The sequence below is a fragment of the Acidovorax sp. 22279 genome (assembly GCF_052045435.1).
GTDB classification, from domain to species: domain Bacteria; phylum Pseudomonadota; class Gammaproteobacteria; order Burkholderiales; family Burkholderiaceae_C; genus Acidovorax; species Acidovorax delafieldii.
Genome location: NZ_JBQEOV010000007.1, coordinates 146,446 through 163,805, shown reverse-complemented (window position 1 = coordinate 163,805; position 17,360 = coordinate 146,446). Strand labels below are relative to the sequence as shown.

The following is a 17,360-nucleotide window of genomic DNA, read 5'->3' as shown; positions in this document are numbered from 1 at the left end:
ACTCGGCCCATGGCTTACACACTCTCCCGCGACGCATTCCAGCGCGACCTGCACGGCCTGCGCACCGACCTGTTCACCCTGCGCAGCCCCGGCGGCCTGCAGGTGGCGGTGAGCAACTACGGCGCCCGCCTGGTGCAGGTGGCGGTGCCCGATGGGCAGGGCGGCTTGGCCGATGTGGCGCTGGGCTACGACAGCCTGCAGGGCTACCTGGACGGCCAGCTCTCCATGGGCGCCCTCATCGGCCGCTGGGCGGGGCGTCTGCGTGCGGGCACGCTGACCCTGCCGGATGGATCGCGCCAGCAACTGCCCACCAACAGCGGGCCACACCATCACCACGGCGGCCCGCTCGGCAGCCGCTTCCAGGTGTTTGCGGTGGAACGCGTGCAGGCTGATGCACTGACCATGAGCCACACCTTCCGCACCGAGGACGACGGGGTGCCCGGCACGGTGCGCCTGCAGCTCCACCTGCAGGTCACAGCCGACAACGCGCTGCACATGGCCTGGACGGCCGAGGTGCTCCATGCCCCTACGGTGCTCAACCTCACCGGGCATGCGTTCTTCAACCTGGCAGGCCAGGGCAGCACCCACGGCCACACCCTGCATGTGCCCGCCAGCCGCTATGTGCCATTGGCCGCCGATGTGTGCCCCACTGGCATGCTGAGCGCGGTGCAGGGCACGCCGTTCGACTTCCGCCAGGCCCGCCGTGTGGCGGATGCCATCGCAACACCCCATGAGCAACTGGCTGTGGCGGGCGGGCTGGACCACTACCTGGTGCTGGACGAACAGGCGGCCCCCCTTGCCCCTCCGTCGTCATCCATCACGCCACCGGGCCTGCGACTGGCCGCGCTGCTGTGCGAACCGATGAGCGGCCGCGCGATGGAGGTGTGGAGCGCCGCGCCCGGCGTGCAGGTGTATGCAGGCCACGGCCTCAAGGCCGACCCCGCGCGGGACCGGGGGCGTGGTGCGGGGCAGGGCGGCTGGCTCTGGCAGCCGGGCGACGGTATCTGCCTGGAGCCCATGGAGTACCCGGATGCGCCCAACCACGCGGGCTTTCCGGTGCGCTGGTGGCTGCCAGGCGAAGTGGTACGGGGCGCCATCGTGTACCGCTTTATCAGTGGCTGATAGCTTGTGGGGTGGTCTGGCAAGCCCGTGCCGCGCTACCATGCCGCCTGGCTTTTAACCGAGGTGGCTCATGCAAATGTCCAACGCCCCCAGCACCGACTGGAAAGAAGTGGTGGCACCCGATGAAGCGCAGCGCTTTGCGGGCTATGCGCGCCAGTTTGCCGAGCTCCAGGCGCGCAAGTCGCAAAAATACGGCGCCGGGCGGGGGCTGCACCGCAAGCAGCTGACCGCCGCGTATGGCCGCCTGGAGGTGCTGGGCGAACTGCCCACGTTTGCGGCCCAGGGCTTGTTCGCGCGGCCGGCGCAGTACGACGTGCGGGTGCGGCTGAGCAACGGCGGCATGGACAAGGCGGCGGACCACAAGCCCGACATCCGGGGCTTTGCGATAAGTGTACGGGGCGTGCAGGGCGACTCTGCCTTGGGCAACGGGCCCGCAAAAAGCCAGGACTTCCTGCTCATCAACCAGGAAAAGTTCGCCTTCCCCCAGAGTGCAGAGTTTGTGGATTTTGTGGTCGCTGCGTCGCACGGCGGCGGCGCGCTGATCAAGTTCCTGGTGCAGCGCCATGGCTTGCTGGGTGCGGCCCGGCAGATCGCCAAGACGGTCAAGACCTTTGGACGGCCCTTTGGCGGCTTTGCATCGCATGCCATGTTCAGCGCTGCGCCCATTGCCTGCGGGCCCTATGCCGTGCGTGTGCGCCTCGTGCCCCATGCATCCAACGGCGCGCCCGTCAGGCAGGTACAGCACGACTGGGATGCCGAATTCTCCGGCCGCCTGCGCCAGCAGGACCTGCAGTGGGACCTGCAGCTGCAGCCTTTTATGGACGAGGCCACCACCCCCATTGAAGACGCCAGCGTGGACTGGCCCACGCCCTACACCACCGTGGCCCGGCTCACCCTGCCACGGCAGGACGCGGCTGCTGACGCAGCCCTGGCCGCCGAGGTGGAGGCCGCCGTGTTCGACCCCTGGCAGGCGCTGGCTGCGCACCGGCCCCTGGGCGACGTGATGCGGGCCCGCAAGGTGGTGTATTTCGAAAGCCAGAAAGGCCGTGGCGCTGCGTGACCTGCGGGGGGGGCTGCGACCGGGCGCATCGTGACGAAGCTGCCACGGTACTCAGAAAACAGTGAGGGTGTTGAATCCCGGTCTGAGAGCGGCTCACAAAACTCAGAGAAGCGGCCCTGGCTAGGCGTTTCGCCGCAGGCAGTACAAGCAGTACGACAAGGCGAGACAACGACGCCAGGGGAGTTTTGTTAGCCGCTCTAAGTTTCGTCTAAGTGTTGGTGCCCACACTGCCCTCCATCGCAACTCCGATTGGAAAGGCACCACACCATGAATACGACAACGCTCACCTCCACCCCCCGCCGCCTCATCCTGGCCCTGGTGGCCGCCGGTGCGGTGGGTGCCACGGGGGCAGGCCTCATCACTGGGCACCAGGCCCGCGCCTTGACCCCGCCCCCCGCCATCGTGGCCCAGACGCCTGCGGCCCCCGGCGGGGCCTTGCCCAGCTTCGCGCAGATCACCGCGCAAAACGGCCCGGCAGTGGTCAACATCAGCGTGACGGGCAGCACCAAGGCCGCCATGGCCGATGACGACGGCGAAGACGAAGGCCAGCCCGCCGTGCGGCAGGGCCGGGCGCCGCAGATGGACCCGAACGATCCGTTCTACCAGTTCTTCCGCCAGTTCGGTTTTCCGGGTGGCATGGGGCCACAGGCCCAGCCCAACGTACCCACGCACGGCCAGGGCTCCGGCTTCATCGTCAGCCCCGATGGCCTGGTGCTGACCAATGCCCATGTGGTCAAGGGTGCCAGCGAAGTCATCGTCAAGCTCACCGACCGCCGCGAGTTCCGCGCCAAGGTGCTGGGCTCCGACCCCAAGACCGACGTGGCCGTGCTCAAGATCGACGCCAAGAACCTGCCCACGGTGCGCCTGGGTAGTACCCGCGATCTGCAGGTGGGCGAATGGGTGCTGGCCATCGGCTCGCCCTTTGGCTTTGAAAACAGCGTGACGGCGGGTGTGGTCAGCGCCAAGGGCCGCTCGCTGCCCGACGACAGCCTGGTGCCCTTCATCCAGACCGATGTGGCGGTGAACCCTGGCAATTCGGGCGGGCCTTTGTTCAATGCACGCGGTGAAGTGGTCGGCATCAACTCGCAGATCTACAGCCGCTCGGGTGGCTACCAAGGGGTGTCGTTCTCCATCCCGATCGAGCTGGCGGCCAAGATCAAGGACCAGATTGTTGCCACCGGCAAGGTGCGCCACGCACAGCTGGGCGTGGCCGTGCAAGAGGTGAACCAGGCGTTTGCCGAGTCGTTCAACCTCGACAAGCCCGAAGGCGCGCTGGTGGCCAGCGTCAGCAAGGGCAGCCCCGCAGAGAAGGCCGGCCTGCAGGCGGGCGACGTGATCCGCCAGGTGGACGGCCAGCCCATCGTCGCCTCGGGCGACCTGCCCGCCTGGGTGGGCCAGGCGCAGCCGGGCCAACAGGCCAAGCTGTCGGTGTGGCGCCAGGGCAAGCCGCTGGAGCTGACCGCCACCCTGGGCGACGCCAGCGAGAAGGCGATCAAGCAGGCGCGCAACGACGATGCCGTGGGCAAGGGCCAACTGGGCCTGTCATTGCGTCCGCTGGACCCGCAGGAGCGGCGCGCGGCAGGCCTCAATGAGGGCCTGGTCATCGAGCAGGCGCGCGGCCCCGCCGCTGCGGCCGGTGTGCAGCCGGGCGACGTGCTGCTGGCCATCAACGGCGCGCCCATCAAGGACATCACGCAGGTGCGTGCCGCCATGGCCAAGGCGGGCAAGTCGGTGGCGCTGCTGATTGAGCGCGACGGCGACAAGATCTTTGTGCCCGTGCGCCTGGGCTGATCCATGGCCTGCGCCTGCCGTCGGCTCTGGCCCTGCGGCAGGCGCTGCACATTAGCGCGGCAGCGCCTCCACTTCCTTGGTCCAGCGGTCGATCAGGCGCCGGCGCTCGGCAGCCTTGCCGTATTTCTCGAAGTCGTATTTGATGAGCTTCACGTTGTCCAGCGTTGGGATGCGCGGGTCCATCTTGAAGGTCTTGTTGGCGGGCACCTGGTAGCTGCCCACCTGGGCGCCCACGGCCTGGCCTTCGGGGCTCATCAGCCAGTCGTAGTACTTTTTGGCGTTGTCCATGTTGCGCGCGCCCTTGACCAGCGCAATGCCGCCCACCTCGTAGCTGGTGCCTTCACAAGGCGCCTGGGTTTTCACCGGGTACTTGTCGGCCTTCCACTTCTCAAAGTTGAACATGAAGGTGATGCCCACACCCACCTCGCCCTTGGCCACGTTGGGCGCCTGTGCCTGGCCGCTGCGGGTGTAGGTGGTGGTGTTCTTGTGCAGGGCCTTGAGGTAGTCGAACGCCTTGTCTTCGCTCATCAGCTGCACCAGCCCCGCGATCACGGTGTAGGCCGTGCCGCTGGAGGCAGGGTGCGAGATTTCCACCTCGCCCTTGTAGGCAGGCTTGATCACGTCGGACCAGCACTGCGGCTCCGGCAGCTTTTTCTTCTTGAGCGTTTCGGTGTTGTAGCCAAAGCCGATGGCCGAGCTGTAAAAGCCCCCCACCTGGTGGCCCGACATGGCGTACTGGCGCACGCTCCAGCCATGCAGGTCATGCAGATAGGCGGGGCGGTATTCGGCCAGCAGGCCCTGCTCCGCCGCCTGCAAGAAGGGGTCACCCGTGCCGCCCCACCAGATGTCGGTCTTGGGATTGTTGGCCTCGGCGCGCATCTGCGCGGCAATCTCGCCCGTGCCCTTGTGGGCCTGGTTCACCTTGATGCCCGTCTTGCGGGTGAACTCCTTCGCGGCCGCTTCGCACCAGGGCGCGTCGGTGCTGCACAGCGCGTTGACCACGCCCTGGGCCTGGGCGTTAGTGGAAGCCAGTGCGGCCAGCGCAACGGCCGCAGCAACGTGGTGGAGAGGGGGGAATGCCATCGGAATTGCCATCGGTCTTGCTCCTTGTCTTTTGTCGTAGTGGCCCGGCCCCTGGGGCGGGCGGTGTGCGCGTGGCGCTTTCATTGTGACAGTGATGTGTCAAATTTAAGTCGTTCTGGCAGCCCGGTGCTGCGCCAGCGCCCATGCCGCCGCTATCCTTGGCAGCCAGCCCATTTCCTGCACTCCTGACCGACCGACCTTTCTGCCCCCTTGCCATGCGCCTCTTGCTTGTTGAAGACGATTCCATGATCGGTGAAGCCGTGCTGGACCTGCTGCGCGCCGAGCAGTACGCGGTGGACTGGGCGCGCGATGGCGATGCGGCCGACACGGCCCTGCGCACTCAGGCGTATGACCTGGTGCTGCTGGACCTGGGCCTGCCCCAACGCGATGGTCTGACCGTGCTGCGCGACCTGCGCGCCCGCAAGAACCGCACCCCCGTGCTGGTGGCCACCGCGCGCGATGCTGTGGCGCAGCGCATCGAGGGGCTGGATGCCGGGGCCGACGACTACGTGCTCAAGCCCTATGACCTGGATGAGCTGCTGGCCCGCATCCGTGCCCTGCTGCGCCGCGCGGCAGGGCGGGCCGAGCCGGTGTACGAGCACCAGGGCGTGAGCATCAACCCCGCCACGCGCGAGGTGACGGTGCGCGGCACGCCCGTGGTGCTGTCGGGGCGCGAATGGGCGGTGCTGGAGCCGCTCATTGCCCGCCCCGGCATGGTGCTGTCGCGCCAGCAGCTGGAGGACAAACTCTACGGCTGGGGCGACGAGGTGAGCAGCAACGCGGTGGAGGTCTACATCCACGGCTTGCGCAAGAAACTGGGGCCCGAGCTGGTGCTGAACGTGCGCGGGGTGGGCTACCTCGTGCCGAAGGCATGACCCCCCTGAGCGGCTTCGCCGCTTCCCCCCAAGGGGACGACAGCCTTTGCTGCGGGGCGGCCCTTGCTGGCTGCCCCCGCGCAATCTCCCGCCCTGAGCATGCGGCGGGGATGGATGGATAGAGATGAAGAACGTGCCAACCACCTCCTGGCGCAGCGCGCTGCAGTCCATGCTCCCGCGCTCGCTGCGCATGCGGCTGCTGATGTTTTTGCTGGCTGCCATCGTGCTGGCAGGCGCAGTGCAGGGCGCACTGGCCTACCGGGGCGCGCTGGACGAGGCCGATGCGCTGTTCGACTACCACATGCAGCAGACGGCGCTGGCTTTGCGCTCGGGTCTGCCGGTGGATGCCCAAGGCCTGGGCCCGGGCCTGGACCCGGAGGACGAGAACCACGAGTTCATCGTGCAGGTGTGGACCAACGAAGGCCTGCGCATTTTTGAGTCCGCTGTAGGCGCCGCCCTGCCACAGATTGCCGTGCTGGGCTTCACCAACGTGCAGGCGCGCGGGGGCACCTACCGGGTGTTCTCGATGCAGACGCGCTCGCAGGTCATCCAGGTGGCGCAGAACATGGCTGCGCGGCGCGACATGGCCCGCAGCCTGGCGCTGCGCACGCTGGCGCCGCTGGCCATCATGGCGCCGCTCTTGGTGCTGGCCGTGTGGTGGGGCGTGAGCCGGTCGCTGGCCCCGGTGGAGCGCGTGCGCCGCCAGCTGGCAAAGCGCCAGGCCGACGACCTGTCGCCCGTGAGCGATGCACAACTGCCCGATGAGGTGCAGCCGCTGGTGAGCGAACTCAACCTGCTGTTCGAGCGCGTGCAGCACGCGTTCGAGGCGCAGCAGCACTTTGTGGCCGACGCCGCGCACGAGCTGCGCTCCCCCCTGGCCGCATTGCGCCTGCAACTGCAGGGCCTGCAGCGTGCGGGCGACGACGCCGCGCGGGCGGCCGCCATCGAACGCCTGTCGGCCGGCATCGAGCGCGCCACGCGGCTGGTCGAGCAGCTGCTGACCCTGGCCCGGCAGGAGGTCAGCACGGCCGTCAACGATCCGGTGGACCTGCGCGCCACGGCGCAACTGGCGCTGGCCGACGTGGCCCCCGCCGCCCAGGCGCGCAGCATGGATGTGGGCCTGCTTGAATCGGACGCCGCCACCGTCACCGGCAATGCCGAGGCCCTGCGCATGCTGGCCCGCAATCTGCTGGACAACGCCATCAAATACAGCCCGCCCGGCGGCCAGGTGGACCTGCAAGTGCGCCGCGAGGGCGACCACGCCGTGCTCACCGTGGAAGACAGCGGCCCCGGCATCGCCCCCGAGCACCGCGAGCGGGCCATGCAGCGGTTTGTGCGCGTCACCGCCGACGGTGCGCCTGGCAGCGGTCTGGGTCTGGCCATCGTGCAGGCCATCGCCCAAAGCCATGGCGCCACCGTGGCGCTGGACAGCTCGGCGCGTCTGGGCGGTCTGCGGGTGACCGTGCGGTTTGCGGCTGCCAAGCCCTGAGCTGCGTGATGCCCTGTTTGCTATTAATTGCATAGCTTTCCAGGCATATTGCACTAGCGCTATCGGCTCAAAATCCCTCAAAAGCACCCGCTGAGTGCTTCAAAGCGCCTCGTCACGTGCGCGCCACGCCGCCAGGGGCCTGCCCCGCACAATGCGGGGGTAGCGCGCAGGCTGTGCCGGTTCCTGGTCCGCCTGCGTCCACTTCCACCACCGTACACACGCATCGGCATGAACTTCATCGTTTTGGGCGCAGGCGCCATTGGTTGTTATGTGGGTGGGCGCCTGGCCGCGCACGGCCAGCCGGTGTGCCTGGTGGGGCGGCCGCATGCGCTGGAGCCCATCGCGCTCCGCGGTCTTCAGGTCACTGACCTGGACGGCTTTGACCGCACCGTGCCCACGTCCGCGCTGCAACTGGCTGCCACGCTGGCCGACGCCGCGCCCGGTGCCGACAGCATCATCCTGCTGTGCGTCAAAAGCGGCGCCACCGAGTCTGCCGCGCGCGAGCTGGCGGCGGCCTGTGCGCCCGGCACCCCGGTGATCTCGCTGCAAAACGGCGTGGACAACGTGGCCCGCATCGCCGCATTGGCGCCCGGCCTGAACGTGCTGGCGGGCATGGTGCCGTACAACGTGGTGCTGCGCGGCGCGCAGGTGCACCGCGCCACCGCAGGCCATCTGCAGCTGCAGCGCGACGCGGTCACGGAGCGCATTGCGCCCCTGTTCAACGCCGCCGGCCTGGCCACCACACTGCCGCCAGACATCCGTGCCGTGCAGTGGGGCAAGCTGCTGCTCAACCTCAACAACCCGGTCAACGCGCTGTCCAACCTGCCCCTGCGGCAAGAGCTGCTGGACCGCGATTGCCGCCGTGTTTTTGCCGCGCTGCAGACCGAGGCGCTGCGCGTGATGGCGCGCGCGGGCATCACCCCCGCCCAGGTCACCGCCGTGGCGCCCACGCTGCTGCCCCATGTGCTGCGCCTGCCCAACTGGCTGTTCACGCGGCTGGCAAAGCGCATGCTGCAAATCGACGCCACGGCGCGCTCGTCGATGTGGGACGACCTGGAGGCCGGGCGTGTCACGGAGATCGACGCGCTGTGCGGCGCCGTGGTGCGGCTGGCGGCGCAACAGGGCATGGCGGCACCGCTCAATGCGCGCATGTGCGAGCTGCTGGGCGGCCCGCGCCAGCGCTTCACGGGCAAACAGATGCGCCAGATGCTGGGTCTGTGAGTTGGGATTTGGGATTCGGGACTGGGGTTGTGACCGGTGATCAGGCAGCGGGTGCTGCGCTGTCCAGCGGCACGCGCAGCCCGGTCTTGAGGCTGGACAGCGCCACCGAGGTCCGAAACCGCTTGATGTTGTCGTCCCCCTCAAACAGCCGCCGCGTCAGCGCCTCGTAGTCCGCCATCGACGCCACGTTCACCACCAGCAGGTAGTCTGCCTCGCCCGTCACGCTGTAGCACTGCTGCACCGCGTCTTCCGCCGCAATGCGCGCGCGCAGCGGGGCGGTGCGGTCGGGGCGCTCGTTGTCCAGGTGCACCTCCAGCACGATGGTCAGCGGCTTGCCCACCTTCACCGGGTCCAGCACGGCCACGTTGGCGCGGATCACGCCGCTGTCCTTGAGCCGCTGAATGCGCCGCTGTACCGCAGGCGCCGACAGGTTCACCGCCTGCGCAATCGCGCGCTGGGGCGTGGTGTTGTCGGCCTGCAGGATGTCGAGGATCGCGAGGTCGAAGCGGTCAAGTGCTGCCGGGGTGGACATGGGGGTTCCTTGGAACGGGGTCTCAGGGTGAGCGAAAGTTGCGTGCAGGCCCCGAAATTCGAGCCAAAAGCACGCTGGGGTCGCACTATATTTTCAGCCCATGAGCGCTTCCCCCCTCCGTTCTCTTCTGCACCGGTTCTTCCCCTTCCTGGCCGTGCTGGGTTCCGTCACCGCATTGGGCATTGGCACTTCGTGGGCCAAACACTGGCTGTTTCCGGTGGTCGGGGCGCAGGGCACCACCGCCGTGCGCGTGGGTTTTTCGGCGCTGCTGGTGCTGCTGCTGTGGCGGCCCTGGCGCTGGTACCTGTCGCGCGCCGACGCGCGGGCCGTCATGCTGTACGGCGCGGCGCTGGGCGGCATGAACCTCATGTTCTACATGTCGCTGCGCACCCTGCCGTTTGGCCTGGCGGTGGCCATCGAGTTCGCAGGCCCGCTGGCGGTGGCGATCTGGTCATCGCGCCGCGCGGTGGATTTTGTGTGGGTGGCGCTGGCCATCGCGGGCTTGGGCATGCTGCTGCCGCTGGGGCTCAACGGCAGCACACTGGACCCGGTGGGCGTCTTCTACGCCCTGGGCGCGGCCGTGTTCTGGGGGCTGTATATCGTGTTCGGCAAGCGCGCCGGGCATCTGCACGCGGGGCATTCGGTATCGCTGGGCCTGCTGGTGGCCGCGCTGGTGGTGGTGCCCGTGGGCGTGGTGCACGCGGGTGATGCTCTGCTGTCGCCCACGGTGCTGTTCATCGGCGTGGCGGTGGCGGCGGTGTCGAGCGCCATCCCGATCTCGCTGGAGATGATGGCCCTGAAGCGCCTGCCCAAGGAGGCCTTCGGCATCATGATCAGCATGGAGCCTGCGGTGGCTGCACTGGTGGCCATGGCGCTGCTGGGCGAGCACCTGAGCGTGGTGCAGTGGCTGGCCATTGGCTGCATCATGGCCGCGTCGATGGGCAGTGCGATGACGGCTGCCCGGCCCGCTGCTGCAGACCGCGCGGCACCGCAGGCGGCATGAGGGCGGTGCCATGGCACGGCGCATTGCCTGACAGTGGTGTGGTCTGCAGGCTGGCAAGGGCGGCCTAGCTGCAGGGCTAAAAAAGGGACAGTGACGGCACCCCGTTGGCGCCGTCGCCCCATGTCCAAGGAGCCGATCATGATTCCATCCACCATCCATTCCGCTGCGACCGCCACACCGGTGGACGAAGACCTTGCCGAGCAAGCACGCCCCGGCTACGGCATCCCATCGCAAGACCCCCGGACCGGCGCACAGACCGCGTTGGAGCCTGAAGACGCAGAGCGCGAAGCCCACTCCGCCTTGATGGGCGGCGGCATGATGGCTGGCGCCGCAGCCGGCGCCGTCGTGGGCGTGGCCGTCGCGGGCCCGGTGGGGGTGGTGGTTGGGGGCACTTTGGGCGGCATCGCCGGTGCGCTGGGTGGTGCCGCAGCGGGCACCCTGGTCAGCCCGGACGATCTTTCGTCCGATGCTGTGGCCGCAGAACACCTTGCGCTGCCCCTGCGAGGGCCGGAAGGCAGGACAGACCCGAAGTAGGGTGTGCGGGGCTCACTACAGGCTGGCTGGTGCAGCGTACGTAGTGTGTGAGTCTGCTTCAAATTTGATAGCTTACGGCGCATATTGCACTAGCGCTTGCCGCTATTTTGGCTGTGAATTTGGTCCCCTCGACAGGAATCGAACCTGTATCTAGCGCTTAGGAGGCACTCGTTCTATCCATTGAACTACGAGGAGCAAGGCAGCCGCGCATTGTAGTGGCGCGCGGGTGCCTTCCTGGCCGGTTGCGCCTCAGTCGTACTTCACGGTGTAGATGATGTCCACCGCGCTTTTCTCGCCAGTCTGCCCGCGCAGCGTGAGGCGGCGGGACAGGTCGTAAAAGATGTACAGCGTGCCCAGCGTGCCCGACAGGCTGCGCTCATACGTCACGTACAGGTCTTTGGACAGGCGCTTGCCGAAGGTGAGGGCGGCGGCGCTGGCGTCTTCGCCCGTGGTGGCGCCGCGAAAGCCGATTTCGTCCAGGCCCAGGCGGCTGGCGGCGTTGGCCGTGGGGCTTTGGCCGCCGTTGCGGCCCAGCAGCGCCAGCGCGGCCTGTTGCAGCACGGCCGCTTCGGCGCCTCCGGCCGAGGCATTGCGGCCCAGGACCACCCACGACAGCTTTTCGGCATCGGGCAGTTCAGGGTCGGAATACAGCGTGACGCGTGGCGCCTGCGCGCTGCCGGTGACCTGCACGCCCGCGCGTACGCTGATGTTGGGGCGCAGCGCCAGGATGTCGAGCGAGGGGTTGTTGTACGGGCCGTTGAAGCGGATCAGGCCCGTCTCCACGTCCAGCATCTGGCCCCAGGCGCGGTAGCGGCCCTGGTCGGTGCGCACCTCGCCGGTCACACGCGGCGGGGCGCCGGGCACGGCGCTGCTGCGGATGTCCACCTCGCCGGTCAGCCGGGTGGTGATGCCCTGGCCTTGCAGCGCAAAGTCGCGCCCCAGGTTGAGGGTGACGGCGATGTCGGGCGGCTTGGCGGTCTCTGCCTGCGCGGCCACCTGGTTGGCCTTGGCGGCGGCCTGGGCCTTGGCCTGGTCTTCGCGGTCCTTGGCGGCGGAGCGCACGACCACGTCCGAGCCCAGGCGCGGCGCGGATTCGTCCGGCAGGATGATGGTGGCGCGGTCGGTGGTGAGCTTGCCGCGCAGGCTGATCTGGCCCTGCTGCAACTGGGCCTGCAACTGGCCCGACACGCTGACCTGCCGGTCGGCACGCACCAGCACCTGCAGGGCCTTGGCCTCGGCCTGCAGAGACATGGTGATGCCTGACATGCCCGTGCCTGCAGTGGCGCTGTCGCCCCAGGCCACGCGGCCGGTGGCGGTCAGCGTGCCGCCGTCTTGCGCGGCGGCTGTGCGGTTGCCGCTGAAGCCTGCGATGCGCGCGCTGCTGCCCCGCCCGCCTTGCAGGCGGAACTCGGTGATGTGGAGCTGGTTGCCCTGCAGCGTGGCGCGAAGTCGGCCGCCTTGCAGGTCCACGCCGTCCACCACCGATCTCACTGCCATGTCATCGGCGCCCAGGGTGCCCGCCCAGCGCGGCGCATCGCGCGTGCCCGACAAGGTCGCACTGGCGTCCAGCGTGCCGCGCACGCGCCAGCCGGGTGGTGCCAGCGCAGACCACACGCCCACGTCGGGCAGGCGGGCGCGCAAGGTGCCGGCCAGTGGCGCGTCGGCAGGCCAGGTGAAGGGGACATCGGCGTTGGCGGCGGCGAGGCGCGTGCTGGCGGTGGCATCGATCTCACCCGCGCGGTCGCTGGCCCAGAGCAGGCGCGCGCGCAGCGTGTCGCCTTCGGCGGTGACCGTGATTTCTGCCTGGCGCACACCGGCGGGAGTACCTGGGGCGCTCGATGCGCTGGATGCGCCTGCAGGCGGGGTGGCCGCAGTCGCCAGCACGGTGGTGGCTCCGGCGCCGGTGCCCTGGCCGCTGCTTTGCACCGCTGTGACGGCCGTGGCATCGCCCGCCAGGATGCGCAGGTCGCCACTGGCGCGGCGCAGGCTGACGCTGGCGCGCAGGGCGTCGCCCGTGGTGTCCACGTTCCATTGCCCGTCGAGCACGACGGTGCTGGCCAGCCCCATGCGCGCAAGTAACGGCTGCGCGGGCCGGCCCGCGGCGGCGGGCGTCTCGCCTAGGCCCAGCGCATCCACCCAGGCCATGGGCAGGCCCTGCAGCGTGCCCTGCGTTTGCAACCGCAGGGGGGTATTGGATGCCGTGGCGGCAGACCATTGCACCGGCGACCAGCGCAGCGTCACGGTGCCCGGCAAGGGGCCTGTGACCCGGGCCTGACCGGCCGATGCCTGCAGGCTGAGGGCGCTGGTGGTGGGCGATGGTGACGCCCGCCCGCTGGCCGGTGACCTGGGGGCTCCAGGGGTAGGGGCGCCGGTGCGCACGGTCAGGCCCAGGGGCTCAGCCAGTTGCAGCGTCCATGGCCCGGAGCGCTGGGCGACCTGGGCCTGCAGGCGCAGCTCGCTCACCTGCAACTGCCATTGCCCGGCACCCACCAGGGTGCTGGCAAGGCGGGTCTGCACCGTGGTCTGCAGGGCCTGGGGCGCTGGCGTGCGGACCTCGCCGGTTAACGCCAGGGAGGCCTGCGCCAGGTTGCCCCCCAGTTCGGCTTTGAAGGCGCGCAGTTGCAGGGCTTGCCCGGCGGATGTGCCGCCGCTGGCGTTGGTGGTGGCCGGGAGCGTCAGGTCCAGCTGGGGGGTGCTCAGCGTGGCCTGCAGATCAAAGCGGTCGGGGTTGCGGGCGGGTGCGCTGTTGGCAGTGGCAGTCTGAAGTTGCTCAGTCAACGTCTGCCATCCACCCTTCCAGCGCGCGGTGATCTGTGCGGCGCCCTGGGCGCTGGCCCCTTGCAGAGTGCGCTGTACCGAGGTGCCCACCACGGGCAGGCCAGCCAGCCAACGCTGTGTGAGTGCTGCATCGGACCACTGCAGCTGCAGGTCGCCAGCGCCGCTGCGCGGGGCCAGTGTGCCTTGTGCCTGTGCGGTGGCGCCGGGCACTGCCAGGGTGACCTTGCCTTGCGCAGACTGCGTGCCCAGTGTGACCCGCAGTCCGATGGCTTCCACGCGGGCCTGCAATGCGTCCAGCAACAAGCGGTCCAGCCGCACCGTGCCGCCGTCGGCGGCCTGCCAGGTGCCTTGTGTGCTGAAGGTGTTGATGCGCAGCGGTGCGCCCGCTGCTCCCGGGGGCTTTGTGGTTGCTGCGCGCGCCGCCGTGCCGGTGTCTGCCCGCACGTCGGCACTGAAGCGCACGGCGTCGCCCTGGGTTTGTGCGGTGATGCGGCCGGAGAGCGGGGCGGCGGCCAGCAGCGTGTGCAGCGCGTCGGGACGCAGCGCGCGCAGGGTGGCCTGGCCCTCCAGGGCATGGGCGGCGGGGGTGTAGTGGCCCTGTGCGGTGATGCTGCCCGCACCCGCCTGCAGGGTGGCGCTGGGCACGGTCCAGCGGGTGCCGTCGTAGCTTGCGCTGGCGTCCAGCGCGGTCAGTGGCAGGCGGGTGGTGTCCCAGGGGCCGGGCAGGTCGTTGCGCAGCGCGGCTTGCAGACTCCAGCCTGCCGTGCCTGTGCCACCGGATGTCGGCCCGGCTTGCAGCGTGCCGTGCAGTTGCGTGACCGGTGCCTGCGGCCACAGGGCTGCCAGATTGACGGCACGCAGCGTGGCGTTGGCAGACTGCAGGGGCTGCTGTGCCCACGGTGCCAGTGTGGCGGTCAGGTCAGCCTGCATGGGGTCAGCCGCAGGCGCAGGGGTCGCGCGTGGGGGCTGGGATTTCGATGCGCCCGGTTTGCTGGCAGGCGCGGCCACGGGCGGTGTGGCGGCTTCGCTGGTTGGTGCGGGCTTCAGGCGTGCCTGCAGTTGCAACTGGGCGGCGGCGGTGGCCAGCGTACCCTGTAGCGTGGCGTGGGCGCCCACCTGCAGCGCGGCACCGCCCCCGGGCACGGCGGTTTGCACGGTGCCGTCCACGGTGGCATCCAGCGCCATGGGGGCTTGTGCGTCCAGCGTGGCGCGTACGCTGTACTGGCCCTGGGCCAGTTCTACCGCGCCGATGTTCAGGCGGTGCTGGCGGCCGTCAAACCGGTAGTCGCCCACCAGGCCCTGGGCCTCCACGGCGGGGGGGCCGGCCCACAGCAGCTGGTCTACCCGGAACGGCGCGCCCAGCTGCAGCGGCAGCACCAGGTCGGTGAGGGGCGTGGGCGGTGGCTGGGGCGTGTCGGCGGGGCGTGGCTGGGGCGTGATCAATACGCGGGCGGCATGCACCTCGCCCAGCTCCAGGCGGCGCTGCAGCAAGGGGGCCAGCTGCCAGCCCAGGCGGATGTCAGTCATTTCCACCACCAGGGTGGGGCTGCTCCAGCGCAGCCAGCCAATGCGCCCGCCGCTGCGCAGCGAGCCACTGACCTCGCGGCTTTCCAGTTGCTGGTTGGCGGGCAGGTATTGCGCCGCGCGGGCCAGCGTGGTGGCCAGTGATGTGCCGCTGCCCGCCCACCACCACAGCAGCGCGCTGGCCGCCAGCAGCAGGGCCACCAGGGCGACCAGCAGCCAGCCCAGAGCCCGCAGCACACGCGGCGCGCGGGGCGGAGGAGGGCGTGGGGCCGACGAGGACCCGGCGCTGAAGTTCGACGCGCGGGTGCGGGCACGGGGTGTGGGAAGGTGCGGGGCGTTCATCGCCATCAGAAGCTGAACCCCAGGCGCAAGTGCAGCCGCACTTCCTTGGTCTTGACGCCGTAGGCCAGGTCGGCCTGCAGCGGGCCCACGGGGCTGCGCCAGCGCACACCGGCACCTACGCCTACGCGCGGGCTCAGGTCACCCACCTTGTCGGCCACGGCGCCTGCATCCACAAACAGCGTGCTTTCCCAGTCGGTCATGGCACCCTGGTAGACGATGGGGCGCTGCCACTCCACGCTGCCCACGGCCAGGTAGCGGCCCCCATAGAGTTGCCCGTTGTCGGTGCGCGCGCCGATGCTGCGGTAGCCATAGCCGCGCACGGTGGTGTCGCCGCCCGTCACAAACAGCTGCGTGACGGGGATCTGCGCCCCCTCGCGCGCCAGCACGGCGCCTGCCTCGGCCCGCAGTGCCACGCGGGCATTGCGGCCGATGCCTGCATCGTCCTGCACGCGGCCTGCGGGGAGGAAGGACTGCCACCGCACCAGGGTGCGCACAAACGGGTCGCGCTCTGGCCGTAGGGTGGTGCCCAGGCCCAGCTCCACCGCCAGGCCATGGCCCCGGGTGGGGGCGGTGAGGCTGTTGAAGTAGCGGCCCGTCCACCCGTAGTTGATGCTCAGGGCCGTGCTGGTGTCGGAGGGCGACCGCGCGTTGTTGGTCAGGCCCTGGCTGTTGGCGTAGTCGTACTGCAAAAAATAATTGCGGTCGATGGATTTGGTGCTCTTGCTGCGGCCTGCGCGCAGACGGCCGCTGTTGACGTCGTAGTCGCCAGTGGCCTCGCGCAGCACCTGGCCGCCTGCAAACCAGCGCCAGCCGTTTTCGTTGGGCAGGTCCGTCCATTCGGTGTTGGCGAGCTTGGTTTCGCGGTCGAGTGCGAGTTTGGTCACCGCGCGCCAGCCGAGCACAGGCATCTGGTTGTGGATGTGCTCCAGTGACAGGCGTGCGCCGCTGTCGGTCGAGAAGCCGGGGCCGAACACCAGCTTTTGCATCGGGGCCTCGCGCACCTGGGCCACCACTGGGGCGGCCTGCGGGTCGGTGCCTTCGGTATCGAGCGTGAGGAACACGGCGTCGTAGTAGCCGCTGCTGGCCAGGCGCAGCTGGGCGTCCAGCATGTCGGCCTCGTCATACACCGCACCGGTGGGCAGGCGCGCCAGGCGCCGCGCACCGTCGCTGTCGTAGCGCTGGCTGCCCTGCACGCGCAAGGGGCCGAAGCGGTAGGCGGGGCCGGGGTCGTAGCTCACGCCCAGTTGGGCTTCCTGCCGGTCGGCATCGATCTCGGCCCGGCTGTTGGCGATGCGGGCCGTGGGGTAGCGTCGGGCCTGCAGCTGACGCAGCCCGTCGGCCTTGGCGTTGTCCCAGGCCGACTGGGTGAAGGGCTGCCCGGGGGCGAGGGACCAGTTGCGCTGCAGGCGCTGCTGCCGCCGCGCCAGGTTGTCTTTGTCGGCATCGTCGGTGCCCGCCACGGTGATGTCGGCACGGGCAATGCGGGTTTGGGGGCCGGGCTCCACGGTGACAGTGACGGTGCGGGGCGCGCCCTTGCGGGTACCGGCGGTTTCCTGCGCCTCCGTCAGCTCCACGGTGATGGTGGGCGCGAAGTAGCCCAGGGTGCCCAGCAGTTCCCGCGCATTGGCATCAGTGGCGCCCAGCAGGCGCTGCAGCTCGTTGGCCTGCAGGTCGGGCAGCTGGCGAAAGCGCTGCAGCTCCAGGTGGCGCTCCAGCGTCTCGCGCACCGCGTCGGGGGCGCGTACCACCACGTCAAACGACGCCGCGCCATCGCTGGCGGCGGTGCTGGCCATGTCGCTGCGCGAGTCACCGGTCGTGGGCTCGTCGGCCCGTGGCAGCAGGCTGCAGCCACTCAGGCACAGTGCGCCGGAAAGCAGCAACGCCGACCACAGGGCCGGCGTTGGGGTGGTAGCGGTGGCGGAGCGCAAAACGCGGAGAGGCACGGCGCGGAAGGATATGTCAGGGAGGTCGTATGGGGGGCGGACAAGCCTGCCAGCCTGTCCTAT

General features: G+C 69.5%; 12 protein-coding genes and 1 tRNA gene. 8 read left to right on the top strand and 5 right to left on the bottom strand.

Translation table 11 applies throughout. The annotated features are described in order from the left end of the window. Positions 1 to 9 precede the first annotated feature (9 nt). From ACTJKQ_RS11380 to ACTJKQ_RS11370, 3 genes are all read left to right on the top strand, one after another. Entirely contained in the window at positions 10 to 1,122 is a 1,113-nt protein-coding gene (locus ACTJKQ_RS11380; protein ID WP_440596883.1) for an aldose epimerase family protein, read from the top strand. 70 nt (positions 1,123 to 1,192) lie between these two features. Then, positions 1,193 to 2,182, top strand: a complete 990-nt coding sequence (locus ACTJKQ_RS11375; RefSeq protein WP_440596882.1) for a catalase — start codon at positions 1,193 to 1,195, stop codon at positions 2,180 to 2,182. Between the two features lie 267 nt (positions 2,183 to 2,449). Beyond that, entirely contained in the window at positions 2,450 to 3,973 is a 1,524-nt protein-coding gene (locus ACTJKQ_RS11370; protein ID WP_440596881.1) for a DegQ family serine endoprotease, read from the top strand. Positions 3,974 to 4,024: 51 nt separating this feature from the next. On the opposite strand, the gene ACTJKQ_RS11365 is transcribed toward ACTJKQ_RS11370, so the two are convergent. Next, the gene (locus ACTJKQ_RS11365) at positions 4,025 to 5,056 is read right to left on the bottom strand and encodes an ABC transporter substrate-binding protein (protein ID WP_440596880.1); all 1,032 of its coding nucleotides are present in this window, start codon (positions 5,054 to 5,056) and stop codon (positions 4,025 to 4,027) included. 215 nt (positions 5,057 to 5,271) lie between these two features. Between ACTJKQ_RS11365 and ACTJKQ_RS11360 the strand changes: the two genes are divergently transcribed. The 3 genes from ACTJKQ_RS11360 (at position 5,272) to ACTJKQ_RS11350 (ending at position 8,641) form a co-directional block, all read left to right on the top strand. After that, positions 5,272 to 5,931, top strand: coding sequence for a response regulator (locus ACTJKQ_RS11360; RefSeq protein WP_056066148.1), 660 nt, complete (start codon positions 5,272 to 5,274; stop codon positions 5,929 to 5,931). Between the two features lie 124 nt (positions 5,932 to 6,055). After that, positions 6,056 to 7,420, top strand: coding sequence for an ATP-binding protein (locus ACTJKQ_RS11355; RefSeq protein WP_440596879.1), 1,365 nt, complete (start codon positions 6,056 to 6,058; stop codon positions 7,418 to 7,420). Positions 7,421 to 7,648: 228 nt separating this feature from the next. Then, complete coding sequence (locus ACTJKQ_RS11350) at positions 7,649 to 8,641, top strand: 2-dehydropantoate 2-reductase (RefSeq protein ID WP_056746860.1); 993 nt, start codon at positions 7,649 to 7,651, stop codon at positions 8,639 to 8,641. A gap of 40 nt (positions 8,642 to 8,681) precedes the next feature. Here the strand turns inward: ACTJKQ_RS11350 and ACTJKQ_RS11345 are convergent, their stop codons facing one another. Beyond that, positions 8,682 to 9,173, bottom strand: a complete 492-nt coding sequence (locus tag ACTJKQ_RS11345; RefSeq protein WP_440596878.1) for an Lrp/AsnC family transcriptional regulator — start codon at positions 9,171 to 9,173, stop codon at positions 8,682 to 8,684. A gap of 100 nt (positions 9,174 to 9,273) precedes the next feature. On the opposite strand from ACTJKQ_RS11345, the gene ACTJKQ_RS11340 reads away from it, so the two are divergent. Both ACTJKQ_RS11340 and ACTJKQ_RS11335 read left to right on the top strand, forming a co-directional pair. After that, complete coding sequence (locus ACTJKQ_RS11340; RefSeq protein WP_440596877.1) at positions 9,274 to 10,176, top strand: EamA family transporter; 903 nt, start codon at positions 9,274 to 9,276, stop codon at positions 10,174 to 10,176. Between the two features lie 138 nt (positions 10,177 to 10,314). Then, positions 10,315 to 10,710, top strand: a complete 396-nt coding sequence (locus tag ACTJKQ_RS11335; protein ID WP_436074594.1) for a hypothetical protein — start codon at positions 10,315 to 10,317, stop codon at positions 10,708 to 10,710. Positions 10,711 to 10,830: 120 nt separating this feature from the next. Here the strand turns inward: ACTJKQ_RS11335 and ACTJKQ_RS11330 are convergent. The 3 genes from ACTJKQ_RS11330 to ACTJKQ_RS11320 all read right to left on the bottom strand — a co-directional run bounded on the left by ACTJKQ_RS11330 (position 10,831) and on the right by ACTJKQ_RS11320 (position 17,297). Next, a tRNA-Arg gene (locus ACTJKQ_RS11330) sits at positions 10,831 to 10,905 on the bottom strand. Positions 10,906 to 10,959: 54 nt separating this feature from the next. Then, on the bottom strand, positions 10,960 to 15,360 hold the full coding sequence (locus tag ACTJKQ_RS11325) for a translocation/assembly module TamB domain-containing protein (RefSeq protein ID WP_440596876.1): 4,401 nt from the start codon (positions 15,358 to 15,360) through the stop codon (positions 10,960 to 10,962). Further along, positions 15,360 to 17,297 (bottom strand): autotransporter assembly complex protein TamA, encoded by a 1,938-nt coding sequence (locus ACTJKQ_RS11320; protein WP_440596875.1) that lies wholly within the window; start codon positions 17,295 to 17,297, stop codon positions 15,360 to 15,362. The genes ACTJKQ_RS11325 and ACTJKQ_RS11320 overlap by 1 nt, the downstream gene beginning before the upstream one ends. Positions 17,298 to 17,360: the final 63 nt, after the last annotated feature.

Bases quoted from the DNA above. Each gene is read 5' to 3' on its own strand.
- ACTJKQ_RS11380 (WP_440596883.1), top strand. From the start codon at position 10: ATGGCTTACACACTCTCCCGCGACGCATTCCAGCGCGACCTGCACGGC.
- ACTJKQ_RS11375 (WP_440596882.1), top strand. From the start codon at position 1,193: ATGCAAATGTCCAACGCCCCCAGCACCGACTGGAAAGAAGTGGTGGCA.
- ACTJKQ_RS11370 (WP_440596881.1), top strand. From the start codon at position 2,450: ATGAATACGACAACGCTCACCTCCACCCCCCGCCGCCTCATCCTGGCC.
- ACTJKQ_RS11365 (WP_440596880.1), bottom strand. From the start codon at position 5,056: ATGGCATTCCCCCCTCTCCACCACGTTGCTGCGGCCGTTGCGCTGGCC.
- ACTJKQ_RS11360 (WP_056066148.1), top strand. From the start codon at position 5,272: ATGCGCCTCTTGCTTGTTGAAGACGATTCCATGATCGGTGAAGCCGTG.
- ACTJKQ_RS11355 (WP_440596879.1), top strand. From the start codon at position 6,056: ATGAAGAACGTGCCAACCACCTCCTGGCGCAGCGCGCTGCAGTCCATG.
- ACTJKQ_RS11350 (WP_056746860.1), top strand. From the start codon at position 7,649: ATGAACTTCATCGTTTTGGGCGCAGGCGCCATTGGTTGTTATGTGGGT.
- ACTJKQ_RS11345 (WP_440596878.1), bottom strand. From the start codon at position 9,173: ATGTCCACCCCGGCAGCACTTGACCGCTTCGACCTCGCGATCCTCGAC.
- ACTJKQ_RS11340 (WP_440596877.1), top strand. From the start codon at position 9,274: ATGAGCGCTTCCCCCCTCCGTTCTCTTCTGCACCGGTTCTTCCCCTTC.
- ACTJKQ_RS11335 (WP_436074594.1), top strand. From the start codon at position 10,315: ATGATTCCATCCACCATCCATTCCGCTGCGACCGCCACACCGGTGGAC.
- ACTJKQ_RS11325 (WP_440596876.1), bottom strand. From the start codon at position 15,360: ATGGCGATGAACGCCCCGCACCTTCCCACACCCCGTGCCCGCACCCGC.